14 protein-coding genes are annotated in these 14415 nt (G+C 66.9%); all 14 read left to right on the forward strand.

Going from position 1 to position 14415, the window contains the following annotated elements; all coding sequences use genetic code 11:
* Window positions 1–30: 30 nt before the first annotated feature.
* The 14 genes from J3P44_RS06305 (at window position 31) to J3P44_RS06370 (ending at window position 14339) form a co-directional block, all read left to right on the forward strand.
* Complete coding sequence (locus J3P44_RS06305) at window positions 31–1500, forward strand: NAD-dependent succinate-semialdehyde dehydrogenase (RefSeq protein ID WP_255889406.1); 1470 nt, start codon at window positions 31–33, stop codon at window positions 1498–1500.
* A gap of 2 nt (window positions 1501–1502) precedes the next feature.
* Complete coding sequence (locus J3P44_RS06310; protein WP_255889407.1) at window positions 1503–1928, forward strand: hypothetical protein; 426 nt, start codon at window positions 1503–1505, stop codon at window positions 1926–1928.
* A 32-nt stretch (window positions 1929–1960) separates the two neighbouring features.
* Window positions 1961–2893 (forward strand): pyridoxal 5'-phosphate synthase lyase subunit PdxS, encoded by a 933-nt coding sequence (gene pdxS / locus J3P44_RS06315; RefSeq protein ID WP_255890007.1) that lies wholly within the window; start codon window positions 1961–1963, stop codon window positions 2891–2893.
* Between the two features lie 309 nt (window positions 2894–3202).
* The gene (locus J3P44_RS06320) at window positions 3203–4006 is read left to right on the forward strand and encodes an electron transfer flavoprotein subunit beta/FixA family protein (RefSeq protein ID WP_255889408.1); all 804 of its coding nucleotides are present in this window, start codon (window positions 3203–3205) and stop codon (window positions 4004–4006) included.
* A gap of 14 nt (window positions 4007–4020) precedes the next feature.
* Window positions 4021–4995: an electron transfer flavoprotein subunit alpha/FixB family protein gene (locus J3P44_RS06325; RefSeq protein WP_255889409.1), complete on the forward strand. Its 975-nt coding sequence runs from the start codon at window positions 4021–4023 to the stop codon at window positions 4993–4995.
* 198 nt (window positions 4996–5193) lie between these two features.
* Window positions 5194–6633, forward strand: a complete 1440-nt coding sequence (locus J3P44_RS06330; protein WP_255889410.1) for an APC family permease — start codon at window positions 5194–5196, stop codon at window positions 6631–6633.
* Between the two features lie 258 nt (window positions 6634–6891).
* A complete protein-coding gene (locus J3P44_RS06335) occupies window positions 6892–7311 on the forward strand; it encodes an acyl-CoA thioesterase (RefSeq protein WP_255889411.1) in 420 nt (139 codons plus the stop codon).
* 206 nt (window positions 7312–7517) lie between these two features.
* The gene (locus J3P44_RS06340) at window positions 7518–8774 is read left to right on the forward strand and encodes an NAD(P)/FAD-dependent oxidoreductase (RefSeq protein ID WP_255889412.1); all 1257 of its coding nucleotides are present in this window, start codon (window positions 7518–7520) and stop codon (window positions 8772–8774) included.
* A gap of 27 nt (window positions 8775–8801) precedes the next feature.
* Complete coding sequence (locus J3P44_RS06345; RefSeq protein WP_255889413.1) at window positions 8802–9401, forward strand: SRPBCC family protein; 600 nt, start codon at window positions 8802–8804, stop codon at window positions 9399–9401.
* A 77-nt stretch (window positions 9402–9478) separates the two neighbouring features.
* Window positions 9479–9964 carry a MaoC/PaaZ C-terminal domain-containing protein gene (locus J3P44_RS06350; protein ID WP_255889414.1) on the forward strand — a complete coding sequence of 162 codons (486 nt, stop codon included), beginning with the start codon at window positions 9479–9481 and terminating at the stop codon, window positions 9962–9964.
* A gap of 61 nt (window positions 9965–10025) precedes the next feature.
* The gene (locus tag J3P44_RS06355; protein ID WP_255889415.1) at window positions 10026–10814 is read left to right on the forward strand and encodes an SDR family NAD(P)-dependent oxidoreductase; all 789 of its coding nucleotides are present in this window, start codon (window positions 10026–10028) and stop codon (window positions 10812–10814) included.
* Window positions 10815–10870: 56 nt separating this feature from the next.
* Window positions 10871–11938 (forward strand): NAD(P)H-dependent flavin oxidoreductase, encoded by a 1068-nt coding sequence (locus tag J3P44_RS06360; RefSeq protein WP_255889416.1) that lies wholly within the window; start codon window positions 10871–10873, stop codon window positions 11936–11938.
* Entirely contained in the window at window positions 11935–13455 is a 1521-nt protein-coding gene (locus J3P44_RS06365; protein WP_255889417.1) for a class I adenylate-forming enzyme family protein, read from the forward strand. The genes J3P44_RS06360 and J3P44_RS06365 overlap by 4 nt, the downstream gene beginning before the upstream one ends.
* A gap of 32 nt (window positions 13456–13487) precedes the next feature.
* Window positions 13488–14339 carry a citryl-CoA lyase gene (locus J3P44_RS06370; RefSeq protein WP_255889419.1) on the forward strand — a complete coding sequence of 284 codons (852 nt, stop codon included), beginning with the start codon at window positions 13488–13490 and terminating at the stop codon, window positions 14337–14339.
* The last annotated feature ends 76 nt before the right edge of the window (window positions 14340–14415 follow it).

Below are 14415 nucleotides of genomic sequence, written 5' to 3' on the forward strand. Positions count from 1 at the left end.
CGAAGCGCATCAGCAGAGAGGGCTCTACCCGTGGATCACGCACCGACGCTCACCGATCGACTTTCCCCGTCCGAAGGCGTCTTCATCGGCGGACAGTGGCTTGCGGGGAACGACGGGACGTTCGACGTCGAGAATCCCGCAGACAAGTCCATCGTCGGCGTCGTGGCGAACGCTGACCTCGTCCAAGCAACCCAGGCGGTGGACGCCGCCGCTCTCGCCGCCTCTGCGTGGCAGGACGTGAGTCCGCGCGGACGCTCCGACGTCCTCATGCGGACGTTCCGCCTCATGTTGGACCACGCCGATGAGCTGGCCACCCTCATCTCGCAGGAGAACGGCAAGGCGGCTGCCGATGCCCGGGCGGAGGTGACCTATGCGGCGGAGTTCTTCCGGTGGTATGCCGAAGAGGCGGTCCGCGCCGGCGGTGACTACGGATCGTCTCCGGCAGGAGGTGTCCGCACTGTGGTGACTCACCGTCCCGTGGGTGTAGCAGCTCTCGTGACGCCGTGGAACTTCCCGGCCGCGATGGCGACGCGAAAGATCGCGCCGGCGCTCGCTGCCGGCTGCACGGTCGTGGTGAAGCCGGCACGCGAGACGCCGCTCACCGCCCTGGCCATCGCTCGGCTCCTCGAGCAGGCCGGGCTCCCCGCTGGGGTCGTCAACGTCGTCCCGACGTTGCGGTCAGCCGACGTCGTCCAAACGTGGCTGGAAGACTCCCGGGTGCGCAAGCTCTCGTTCACGGGATCCACCGAGGTAGGACGCGTTCTCTTGGCGCAGGCATCTCGTCGCGTCTTGAACGCGTCGATGGAGCTGGGGGGGAACGCGCCTTTCATCGTGACCAGCGACGCCGACCTGGACGCGGCCGTGGATGGCGCCATGACCGCCAAGTTCCGGGGCGGAGGGCAGGCGTGCACCGCCGCCAACCGCTTCTACGTGCACGAGTCCGTGGCCTTTGAGTTCGTTGCGCGGATGGCTGATCGCGTGAGCGCGCTGGTTGTCGGGCCTGCTTCGGAACCTGCGAGCCAGATCGGGCCCATGATCAGTGGACGAGCGGTTGCCGCAACCCACGACCTCATCGATGACGCCTTGGATCGAGGTGCCCGCCGCGCGGCGGTCGCTGAGTTGCCCTCGCACCTCTCCGGTCACTACCTCGCGCCCACGCTGTTGGCCGATGTGCCGCCGGACGCGCGGGTTGTGCAGGAGGAGATCTTCGGGCCGGTAGCGCCGGTGGTGACCTGGCGCACTGAGGACGACCTGCTGCGGATGGTGAATGGGACGGAGCTGGGGCTCGCTGCCTACCTGTACTCCTCCGACCTGAAGCGGGCGATGCAGCTGGCGGAGAAGGTGGAAGCCGGAATGGTCGGCATCAACCGAGGACTCGTCTCCGACCCTTCCGCGCCCTTCGGCGGACTCAAGCAGAGTGGTCTCGGCCGAGAGGGCGCCCGCGAGGGCCTGGCCGAGTACCAGGAGACGCAGTACTTCAGCGTGGACTGGTCGGACTAGTGATGACATCCACCCACGGGGCTGCTGAACCGTCAGTGCTGCCGTCCGTTCAGCAGACCTACCAGCAGGCGACCCTCGACCTCACGGACGCGTGGATCCTGCGTGCCTTCGACGAGGCGAGGATCGCCCTGGCCCGACGCGAGTTCGACGAAGACGGCGTGCTGCTGGGTTTCGACGCACTGGAGCTGAACGCCGAGCTCATCGGCCTGCCTTGTGCTGGTCCCGTGAGGGTGACGGCGACCTTGGTTGACGAACGAGGGTCCTGTCACGCGGTCGAGTACCGAGCGGCGCTGAGGGGAGAGGGCCGGCCGGGATCGGGCGGGATCATCTTGGCCCAGGCTGCGGGATGGACCTGGGTGCCATCACGAGGGGCCTTGTCCCTGAGTCTCGTCCGCTCGTCCACACCAGTGGCGGGGGATGGCACGTGATCAATCCGAATGCTCCAGAGATCCTGTCCCCGTTGTACACGGGTGCGTACGCTGCCGGCGACGCCTGCGCAGCCCGCCCGGTTGTCTCGATCGGCACCAGCCGCGTCAAGCGCGGCATGGCCGAGATGCTCAAGGGCGGCGTCATCATGGACGTCGTCACCGCAGACCAGGCGAAGATCGCCGAGGACGCCGGCGCGGTCGCCGTGATGGCCCTCGAGCGCGTCCCGGCCGACATCCGCGCGCAGGGCGGCGTCTCACGCATGAGCGACCCCGACATGATCGACGGCATCATCGAGGCCGTCTCGATCCCCGTCATGGCCAAGGCCCGCATCGGCCACTTCGCCGAGGCGCAGGTCCTGCAGTCGCTCGGCGTCGACTACATCGACGAGTCCGAGGTGCTCACCCCGGCCGACTACACCCACCACATCGACAAGTGGGCCTTCACGGTCCCCTTCGTCTGCGGTGCCACCAACCTCGGCGAGGCGCTTCGCCGCATCACCGAGGGCGCCGGGATGATCCGCTCCAAGGGCGAGGCCGGCACCGGCGACGTCTCCAACGCCGTCACCCACATGCGCACCATCCGCGGCGAGCTCAACCGGCTGCACGGCATGGCCGAGGACGAGCTCTACCTCGCCGCCAAGGAGCTCCAGGCCCCCTACGAGCTGGTCAAGGAGGTCGCGGCCGCCGGCAAGCTCCCGGTCGTGCTCTTCACCGCCGGTGGCATCGCCACCCCCGCCGACGCCGCGATGATGATGCAGCTCGGTGCCGAGGGCGTCTTCGTCGGCTCCGGCATCTTCAAGTCCGGCAATCCCGCCCAGCGCGCCGAGGCCATCGTCAAGGCCACCACGTTCTTCGACGACCCCGACGTGGTCGCCAAGGTCTCCCGCGGCCTGGGCGAGGCCATGGTCGGCCTCAACGTCGACGAGATCCCCCAGCCGCACCGCCTGTCCGAGCGCGGCTGGTGATACCCATGGCGTCGCATCCCCCGCACAAGTACTTCGTCGTCGCGAACTTCAGCCGCTTGGTCGAGCACCGTACGTATGCGGAGCGAGTCCCGGCGTCCCTCGTCCACGCGCAGACGTGGGGATCCCTTCGCACAGCATGCGGCATCTCGTGCCAGAGCTGGACGAAGTGGTGGGATGTCCCTTTCCCGAGCGCGACGGGTCCTGTCTGTCCCACCTGTCATGCCGCGACACGCGATGCCTCGCCTGGACCTGGATCGTGACCGCGCGCGAATCACCTGTCACTGCCAGCCAACACGAAGGTCGAGAGCGATGAACATTGTTGTCTGTGTGAAGTACGTGCCGGACGCCACGGCCGACCGCAAGTTCGAGGACGACTTCACGGTCGACCGAGTCGGGGTCGACGGCCTGTTGTCCGAGCTCGACGAGTACGCCGTCGAGCAGGCCCTGCAGTTCCGCGAGAAGCGCGAGGGCGAGGAGATCGAGATCACCGCGCTGACCGTGGGCCCGGAGAAGGCGGTCGACGCGGTGCGCAAGGCGCTGCAGATGGGTGTCGACAAGGGCGTCCACGTCCTCGACGACGCCATCGCGGGCTCCGACTACGTCGCGACGTCCCTGGTCCTGGCCAAGGCGATCGAGAAGATCGGTGCCGAGTCCGGGGGAGCCGACCTGGTGGTCTGCGGCATGGCGTCCACGGACGCGGCCGGATCGGTGATCCCGGCGATGCTGGCCGAGCGCCTGGGGCTTCCGCAGGTGACGCTCGCGTCGGTGATCGAGTCGCAGGGCGACCAGGTCCGGATCAAGCGTGACAACGAGGGCTCCACCGAGGTCATCGGTGCGACCCTGCCCATCGTGCTCTCGGTGACCGACCAGTCGGGCGAGGCCCGCTACCCGTCGTTCAAGGGCATCATGGCGGCGAAGAAGAAGCCGCTGGAGACCTTCGCACTGGCCGACCTGGGCGTCGACGCGGGCGAGGTCGGCCTGTCGGTCGCCTGGTCGCAGGTGGAGGACACCACCGAGCGTCCGCCGCGCACGGCCGGCGAGATCGTCACCGACGAGGACGGCTCGGGCGCTGGCGCGCTGGTCGAGTTCCTCGCGTCCAAGAAGTTCATCTGAGGAGCTGCGTAGACATGTCTGAAGTTCTGGTTGTGATCGACCACGTCGCTGGCGAGGTCAAGAAGCCCACCTACGAGCTGCTCACCATCGCCCGTCGCCTCGGGGAGCCGGCGGCCGTGTTCTTCGGCTCGCCCGACCAGGCCGACGCCGTGGCGCAGAAGGTCAAGGCGTACGGCGCCGCGAAGGTCTACGTCGTCGACGACGCCCAGACCAAGGGCTTCCTCGTCGCGCCGAAGGCCGAGGCCCTGCAGCAGCTCGCCGAGAAGAGCTCTGGGGGAGATGGGCTGGCCGCGATCCTGCTGCCCTCGACGTTCGAGAACAAGGAGGTCGCCGGTCGCCTCGCGATCAAGCTTGGCTCGGGCCTGATCACCGATGCCGTCGACGTCCAGGCCGGCGAGAGTGGCCCGGTGACGACGCAGAGCGTGTTCGCCGGCAACTTCACCGTCCAGGCCAAGGTCACCCACGGCACGCCGATCATCACGGTCAAGCCCAACTCCGCCGCCCCCGAGGAGGCCGATGGTGCCGGCACGGTCGAGACGTTCGACGCGACCATCTCCGACGCCGCCAGGACCGCGCAGATCGTGGCCACCCAGCCGCGGCAGTCCACCGGTCGACCCGAGCTGACCGAGGCCGCCATCGTGGTCTCGGGCGGTCGTGGCACCGGCGGCAACTTCGAGCCGGTCGAGGGCTTCGCCGACTCGCTCGGCGCAGCCGTCGGCGCCTCGCGCGCGGCGGTCGACTCCGGCTGGATGCCGCACGCGTTCCAGGTCGGCCAGACCGGCAAGACGGTCTCACCGCAGCTCTACGTCGCCAACGGCATCTCCGGTGCGATCCAGCACCGCGCCGGCATGCAGACCTCCAAGACCATCGTCGCGGTCAACAAGGACCCCGAAGCCCCCATCTTCGAGCTGGTCGACTTCGGCGTCGTGGGCGACCTGCACACCGTGCTGCCCGCCGCCACCGAGCAGATCACCGTCCGCCCTCGGTAGAGCACAGCGAAGGGCTCAGGTGCTGAGCCCTTCGGACGCAGCTCGGGCACTGGCGCTCGGACTTGCCTTTTCACGATCAGCAGTGACGGAGTTGGTGATTCGACTGATTGCCGGAGTGTGTGCCGGGCCACATTCTTGGCTCACTCCCGCAATAGCTCGTAGAGCCTTGTTGACGAGCTTGCCCGAAAGGAAACACTCATGACACTCGCCGAGTCGGCCCCTGTCGACACTGAGCGGAGGCTGCACGGCAACCTCGGAGTGATGCACCTGTTCTTCAGCGTCATGGCGTGGAACGCTCCGCTCGTCATCGTCGTCGGCATCATCCCGGTGATGTTCTTCGTCGGCAATGGGGTCGGCACTCCATTCGTCTTTCTGGTGGCCGGCCTCATCATCTTGGCCTTTGCCGTCGGCTTCACTCGCATGGCGCGCGTGCTTCCCAACCCTGGAGCTTTCTACGCCTACATCACCGCCGGCCTAGGCCGCGAAGCCGGACTCGGGGCCGGTCTGCTGGCTCTGGCCATGTACTTCTGCGCATACACGGGCACCTTCGCCTTCGGCGGTGTGGTCCTCGGCTCGCTCGTGCATGACACCATGCACGGTCCGTCAGCTCCGTGGTGGGTCTGGGCCCTGGCCTTCTGGGCATTCGTCGGCATCCTGGGCTACCTGAGCATCGACCTCTCTGCCAAGGTCCTGATGTATTTCCTCGCCGCGGAGGTCCTGGTGATCCTGGTGTTCGACCTCCTCATCGCCGGACAGGGTGGTGCGTCCGGCCTGAGTGTCGCCCCGATCGCGCCCGAGCACTGGTTCGACGGATCGTTCGGCATCGGCCTCATGTTCGCCATCGGCATGTTCGGTGGCTTCGAGATCACGGCGCTGTTCCGCGATGAGGTTCGAGACCCCAACCGCACCGTCCCGCGCGCGACGTATGCAGTGGTCGTGTTCGCCATGCTCTTCTATGCCGTGACGTCGTTCCTCCTGGTCAACGCCCTCGGCGTGGACGATGCCGTGGCAGCAGCTGCGGCAGACCCGGCCGGCATCGTCAGTGTGACGATGGAGCAGTTCGGCAACAAGTTCCTCGCGGACCTCGTCATCGTCCTCGTCAACACCAGCACGCTTGCCGTCATCCTTGCTGGACACAACATCGTGAGCCGTTACGCCTTCAACCTGAGTGCAGACCGCATCCTTCCCGTCGGCCTGAGTGGGGTGCACGCACGCCACGGTTCGCCGCACCGCGCGTCTGTCGCGGCGAGCCTCGGTGCACTGGTCGTGAGCATTCCTGTGGTGATCAGCGGGGTGGACCCGATCCTCTACTACGCCGCGATCCTCGGCATCCTGAGCATCGGGTTCCTGTTCATGTTGTTGCTGACCGACGTCGCCGTCGTGCGATACATGAAGAAGAACGGCGGCGATCACTCCTCCGTGTGGGCCACCGTCGTGTGCCCTGCGATCGCGTTCGTCGGGCTCCTGTCGTGCCTCATTCTCGCGGTGCTGAACTTCGACCTCATCATCGGCGGATCTCGGTCGCTCGCCAACACGATCCTTGTTCTGACGGCGGCGATCTTCTTGGCCGGAGTCGCGATGGCCATGGTGCTGAAGCGCAGCCGTCCCGAGGTGTACGCCAAGATCGGACGTCAGTAGGGATGCGCCTCTGATGCTCCGTAGATCCCCCATGGCTGAGAACGCAGCTCCAGATGTCCCGACCGAGGAGGTCACTCACAAGGCGTCGAGTGTTGGGCGCCGACCGCCCGAATGGGGTCCGCGGAGCCGCCCGCGTGGAGATGACGTCGAAGACCGAGGGCGACACCTCGACCGCTTGTTCGAGCTTCACGGAGCGCCGGACAACAACTAGCCCCTCGCAGGTCGACTGCAAGCCACAACCGCACGGAAGGGGACGCGATGGCACCGGTGTTCCGGCACAGGGTCCGGTACCACGAGGCGGACGCGCAAGGGTTCATGTTCAACAGCAGGTTCCTTGAGCTCGCCGATGTCGGCATGACCGAGTACTTCCGGCACCTCGGCCTGCCCTACCTCGACCTCGTTGCTGGGGGCATGGACCCGTCCGTCGTCCGGGCGGTCCTGGACTTCAAGCGGCCTGCCCGTTTCGAGGACCAGCTCGACGTCCGCGTCGACTGTGTCCGCGTCGGCACCTCCAGCTTCGAGCTCCACACTGAGGTCTTGCTCGAGGGTGAGCTCGTGGCAGACCTCGCTCTCACTTATGTGAACGTGGACGCCACCCAGGCTGTCGCCCGACCACTCCCTGACGAGGTTGCGGCACGCCTGAGGGGGGACGCAAGCAGTGGCGCGCCGGCGTCATAGTTGGAACTTCACCAACGAGGGTTTGAATCCTCTTGGAGAGAACCAATGGTTCTCGGGAGGCACAGGGAACATCCTTGAGGAGTACTCGGGGCGGGTCCGCAAGGAGCCGCGCCGGGTGCAGATCACGCGCACTCTCACGAGTGGTGACCACAACGAGCGACCACCACGCCAGCCGCCGTGCTCGGCGCAGGACGAAGGACCTATCCATGAGCAACAGTTCATCCACCGTGAACGAAGCAGCCGCACCCGCCAGCGCGATCATCGTTGGTGCGGGCATTCTTGGTGCCGCGACTGCGCTCTTCCTGGCACGCGAAGGCGTCGCCGTGCGGATTGTCGAGCGTCAGCATGCCGGGTGGGGGGCCTCCGGTCGCAACGCCGGCTACATCTCGATGATCACCCGGTCGGGAGGGCCGCAGCTGGAGCTCGCCAATCTCTCGCGGTCCCTGTACTCCCAGCTCGCAGAGGAGCTGGACGACTTCGAGTTCCAGCCCAACGGCGCTCTCGTCTACTACTACGAGGAGCAGCTGCCCCTCATCGAGGGCTTCGTCAAGAAGCGCCAGGAGGACGGGCTTCCGATGGAGATCGTGAGTGGCGATCGCGCCCGCGAGCTCTGCCCACTCCTCCCCGAGGACGTCGTAGGCGGTATCCACTCGAAGAGCGACTGTTACCTGCATCCCGGAAAGCTCGTCGATGCACTCATGAACGCAGCCATCAAGCTGGGGGCTGAGCTCATCGATGCCGACGTCACGGAGCTCGTGGTCGAGGATGGACGATGCGTAGGGGTGCGTACAGCACGGACTGACATCCGCGCCGACGTCGTGGCGGTGACGGCCGGGTCGTGGACCGCAGCCATCCTCGAGAAGGCGGGCCTGCCCTTCAACGTCCTGCACATGCGTATGCAGATGGCTGAGACCGCCCCCATCGAGGAGCGCTTCAACGTGGCCGCCTACGGTCCCAGTCTCTTCCACGAGTACGCGTTCGTCCGCGAGCTGCCCGGCTACGACGACGACATCGTCCTTCACCCGTTGCAGCACATCATGCCTGAGGTGGGCCTTCTTGAGCTCATCTGTCAGCGGGCCGACGGGCGCTTGTGGCTGGGGTGCCCCATCGAGTTCGTCGACGGGCCGGACGCATCACCCGACCCTACGGTCGCTGGTATGGCCCAGACCTTCGGTGTCCTGGGTGACCACGTGCCCGCCCTCCAGCACATTCCGGTGGAGCGCACGTGGGGCGGAATCGCCCCGCAGACCGGTGACGGCCTGCCCGTGATGTCGGACGTCCCGTCCGTGCCCGGACTGTTCGTGGGTTCGGGTCACGCCTACGGTGCCACCGTTGGGCCGGGCAGTGCCCGAGTTCTCGCGGACATCATCCTGGGCCGTGTGCCCGGCCTGGACGCCTCGCCGTTCCGCTACGACCGACCCGCGATCACCGAGGGCATGGCCCGTTCGGTGAGCCTCGGCTGACCACGAGACCAGAGGGAAGGCGCACGCATGACGACACGCAAGGTGGACTGGAGCAAGCGGACGGCCAAGAAGACGGCCGGTACGACTGTCGTCCTCAACGACCACGTCATCGTCCCGGTGACCACGGACCGCGCTTGGAGCCGACTCGAAGACGTGCCGCTGGTGGCTTCGTGCCTACCGGGTCTCGATCCGACCACACTCGTGGCGGAGTCGGACAACGTGTTCCGTGCCCGCATGACCAACACGGTCATGGGCATCAGCGCCAACTGGGACCTGCGGGCGACCATCGAGCCCGACTCCAGTCGTCGGGTGTTGCGTGTGCTGCTGGAGGGCGAGGACCCCAAGCTCAACATGAAGCTCGGAGGCGACGCGACGGTGGAGGTGAAGCCAGCGGAGGAAGGTACCTCGCTGCTCGACTACGTGGCCAACCTTCGGATCGACGGCAGCCTGGCGGCCATGGGCGGACCGGTCATCAAGGCGATCCTGGCTGACGCCATCGAGCAGTTCGTGGCTGTCGTCGGTGGACAAGAGGTGGCTCCGAAGCCCTCTCCGCTCCAGCGTCTGCGTGATCGACTGGTGTCCTGGTGGCGCGCGGTGCGGCAGAGGCCGCGCGGGCCGAACGGCTAGCCGCGACATGGTCGCGCCGACGGCCGACCCTCTCTACACCCGAAGCTCAGCACGCACTTAAGGAACGAGCGCCACCCATGACCGTATCGACATCCCGCGGCCCCGCGACGAGGACTGGACTCTACCTGGATGAGTTCGACGTCGGTCAGGCATGGGTGACGCAGGCCCGCACCATCACCGATGCCGATCTGGTCAACTTCGCCGGGTTGTCAGGGGACTTCAACCCTCTGCACATGGACGAGGAGTTCGCCCGCCGTACGCAGTTCGGAGGCCGCATCTTCCACGGTCCCGGGGTGTTCGCGGTGGCGATCGGGTTGGAGTCGCGACTCGGCATCAAGGACGAGACAGCCATCGCATTCCTGGGGATGACCTGGAACCTGATCCGGCCCGTGGCGATCGGCGACACCATTCACGTCCTCCAGACCGTCGCCGAGGTCCGGCCATCGCGCTCCAAGCCCGACCGCGGCGTCGTCACGTTCGACGTCCTGGTCAAGAACCAGCGCGACGAGACGTGCCATGAAGGCCAGTGGTTCGTCATGTTTCGTCGCGCGGCCTCCAGCTGAACCCACGGCGGCCATCGCCGGGCATCCCGCACGGCCAACCGCTGACACAAAGGAGATTGTCTTGAACAACACAACGAGCCGCACCGTCGCGATCACCGGTGCAGGGTCCGGAATCGGTCGAGCCATCGCGCGCGCCTTCGTCGATGCGGGCTACGACGTGCTGGCGAGCGACGTCTCGGATGCCCGCGTCAAGGAGACCGCTGAAGAGCTGGGGTCACCCCCGAACCTTCGGACCAGGACAGTCGACGTGAGTGACTTCGAGTCGGTCAAGGGCTTGGTCGACGACGCTGCTTCACGATCTGGACGACTCGACGTGTTCGTCAACTGCGCCGGCGTGTTCGACGGCTACGCCGACATCGGGGAGACGACTCCAGAGCTCTGGAACAAGGTCATCGGCGTGAACCTCACCGGAGTGTTCTACGGCTGCAAGGCTGCCGCCGAGCGCATGATCACGCAGAAGTCCGGTCGCATCGTGACGATCGGCTCGGTCGCCGGCCAGCGTGGCGCGGCGGACGGTCTCTCCTACGTGACGTCGAAGGCCGGGATCGAAGGAATGCACCGACGGCTCGCCATCGACGTCGGACCGCACAACGTGACCGCCAACGTCGTGGCTCCCGGCGTCATCAAGACGAACCTACGCGCCACATCGGAGGAGATCCTCGGCGACCTGGTGTCGTCGCAGCAGCGAGGCATCGGGGTCTCGCCGGAGATCATGGACTTCCTCATCCCGGCCAGGCGCTCCGCCGAGCCCTCGGAGGTAGCGAGCGTCGTCCTCTTCCTGGCCTCCGACGGGGCGAGCTACGTCAACGGTCAGGTGATCGCCGTCGACGGCGGGTGGACCGCGACCTGAGAGCGGAGCCGGAAGCATCCGGCTCACGCACTGCCCTTGAGATGAAGGAGAAGCGCATGCTCGTCACGGCCCTCACCGAGATGCTCGGCATCGAGCACCCGGTCTGCTCAGCTGGAATGGCCCGGGTGGCCCAGGCCGACCTGGCCGCGGCCGTCAGTGAGGCGGGCGGGCTGGGCTGCCTCGGCGGCGTCAGCTTCATGCCCGACGCATTGCGCTCAGAGATCGCGAAGATCAAGTCACGCACGGACAAGCCGTTCGCGGTGAACCTGCTGCTGCCTGACTCGCTGACGACGCAGGACGAGGAGCGCTGGGGACCGGTTCGCGAGCTGTGGGGCGGGCTTGACCCGGCCGATCGCACGAAGCTGGCCGGCGTCGAAGCCCTTCTGACACCCGGCGCGGTAGCCGGACAGGTCGACGTCGTGCTCGAGGCGAAGCCGGCCGTCGTCGTGCTGACATTCGGCACGCCGGAGTGGTTCCTTCGCGAGTGCCGCGAGCGGGGCATCCGGGTGGCAGCTCTCGTCGGCTCCGTCGGCAAGGCGCGCGAGGCAAGTGAGGCAGGTGTGGACCTCATCGTGGCGCAGGGAACCGAGGCCGGCGGTCACACCGGCTACGCAAGCACCATGACACTCGTCCCGGCAGTCATCGACGAGGTCGAGCCCCCGGTCATCGCGGCCGGAGGGGTCGCCGACGGGCGCGGACTGGCGGCCGCCCTAGCCCTCGGCGCGGCCGGCGTGTGGATGGGGACACGTTTCATCGCCAGTCCAGAGGCCTTCGGGCACGCTGCTTTCAAGCAGCGCGTCCTTGCCGGGGGGTTCAAGGACACGACGATCACTCATTCCTACAGCGGGAAGCGCATGCGTGCGTTCGCCAACGAGTGGACGGCCCAGTGGGAGCAGGGCGACAAGGGCCCCGCTGACTTCCCGGCGCAGTACGCCGTCGCCGGCACGACCGTTGAGACGGGCTACCAGGACGGGGACCTCCGGAAGGGGATGATGCCTGTGGGGCAGACGCTGCAGCTGGTCCACGAGATCACGCCTGCGGGCGACATCGTTCGAGCGACGGTCCACGAAGCTGAAGCGATTCTCACGCGACTCGCGCCCCGGAAGCTGAGCAGGAGCTCATGAACCCCTTCAACGATCCAGTCGGTGCCTTCGAACGCGTCGCGTCGTCCCGACCGCACCACCCTGCCGTCATCGACGGCGACCTGGTGGTGAGCTTCGGTGACCTGCACCTGGACGTGCTGTTCAGGTGCGAAGCGTTGCTGACAGCCGGGCTCGAACCGGGTGGTCGGGTCGCGATCGTGGCCGAGAGCTCCGCAGACTTCCTGTCGACGGCTCTGGCGGTGTGGCGCGCCGGCGGGGTTCTCGTGACCGTCTACCCGTCTTCAAGTCATGACGACCTGCAGTACGCACTGGAGAGCAGTGAGCCCGTGCTGGTCGTGGCTGGCGAGGCGCAGCAGGAAGCCGTGTCTGCCGCACTGACCACGACGCCCATCGCCTCGATCGAGCTCTTTCAACCCACGTCGGTTCGCACTGACACTGAGCCGAACCCAGCGAACCTGCGCGAACCCCTCAGCCTCATCTGCTTCTCGTCCGGAACCACGAGCCGGCCGAAGGCGATCATGCTGACGGCCACTGCCGTGCACAACTGTGCCGAGACCTACGGCGAGGTGTGGCACCTGAGCTCGGACGATCGCGGCATCGTCTGTCTGCCGATGGCGTGGATGTACGGACTGGCAAGTACGTCGCTGGCTCTTCTGTTGCGGGGCGCCACCACCATCGTCGTACGACGGGCGCGGCCCGACTTGTTGGCAGCCGCGATGCGCCGGCACCAAGCCACCTTCATCGCCGGCGTGACGACCACCTTCGCCAAGCTCGCGATGCACGCCAAGGACGAAGGACTGGGGCAGGAGACCTTCGGTGCTCTCCGGCTGTGCATCTCCGGGGGCGAACCGCGCAACGAGGCTGCGTTCGAGCGCTGGACCTCGGTCAGCGGCGTGTCCGTGCTCGATGCGTACTGCTCGTCGGAGTGTCTCCCGCTGGTGACCTACGACCCCACGGTCGACCCCGAACCGAGACCGGGGTCCGCCGGCAAGCTCGTCCCCCGGGCGCAGCTGAGGATCGTCGACGCGAACGGCGACGACGTTGCCGCGGGTGAGGTAGGCGAAGGGCTCTCCACGGGCCCAGGTCTCATGCTCGGCTACTGGCGAGACCCTGACCAGACGGAGCAGGCTCTCACTCCCGATGGCTGGTACCGCACGAAGGACCTCGTCCGGATGGACGAGGACGGTTATGTCTTCGTGGTCGGGCGCCTCTCCGACGTGATCATCCGCGGCGGCATCAACATCTCTCCAGGAGAGGTGGAACGGGCCCTGCGCATGCACCCGGACGTCCTGGACGTGACTGTCGTCGGGCTGCAGGACGACATGTACGGCGAGCGTGTCGTGGCAGCCGTGGTGGCTGCGGAAGGCCTCGACGTCGACGCTCTCCGCGCCCACGCTGAGGAGACCCTCACAGCCTACAAACGTCCGAGCGAGTACGTCGTGGTGAACGAGTTCCCGGTGACGAGCACCGGCAAGGTCGACCGACGGGCGTTGGCGGCTCGCTTGGACGACGCCGCCTCGACGGCCGCGCGCGACTGACCCAACGAAGCCCCCACGAATCGGAGCCTGTCTTGAGCGAGTCCACGCCATCAAACCGGTACTGGAGCACGTCCGTGAGCCAGCCCAGCGCTGACAAGGTTCTCATCCGTGGGTACGACCTGCAGCAGCTCATCGGGAACCTGTCCTTCACATCGGCGGTATTCCTGCTGATTCGCGGGGACCTGCCCAACCCGTCCCAGGTCCGCGTGCTGGACGGAGTCCTGAGCGCAGTCCTCGACTACGGCCTGGAGAAGCCGGGTACGGCGGCCGCGCGTTTCGCCGTCTCGGCGAACCCGAGCATGGCCGCGGGGTTGGCCGCCGCCTGCCTGTCTGTCGGCCCGCACACGTTGGCGACCGAGGACACCAGCCGGTTCATCATCAAGGCCCACGAGCGATATCAGGCCTCGGTCTTGCCACTGGAACAGTTCGCGGAGCAGGAAGTCGCCAGGCTGCGCGAGGCGCGACAACGCATCCCTGGATTGGGTCACCCCGTCTTCAAGAGGGTCGATCCGCGTGCCGCCGTGCTGCGTGATCTCGCCGTCAAGGAAGGGTGTTGGCCGGCAGAGGCGGAGGTCTACGAGGCCCTCCACGCAGCCTTCACACGACTGCCGGGCAAGGCCGACATTCCCATCAACGACGTGGGGGTCATGGCCGCCGCGCTGGTGGGTCTCGGCTTCTCGCCCGAGGAAGGCACCGGAATCGCCATCCTCTCGACCATGCCAGGCGTCGTGGCCCACATCTCCGAAGAGCTGCAGGCCCGTCGACCCATCCGAATCATTCCGCGTGACCAGGTCGACTACGAGGTGCCTGAGCGCGACTTCCACATGGATTCTGAAGGCGTGGACTGGGAAGCTCCGTCCGGCACTGCCTCGGAGCCGCAGTGAGCCTGAGCATGCCGCCGGGCAAGCGCCTCGCGGTCTGCCTGAGTCCTGACTTCGATGCCCAGAGCGTGTGGATGAG

The sequence above is a fragment of the Nocardioides astragali genome, assembly GCF_024436375.1.
Classification (GTDB): domain Bacteria; phylum Actinomycetota; class Actinomycetes; order Propionibacteriales; family Nocardioidaceae; genus Nocardioides; species Nocardioides astragali.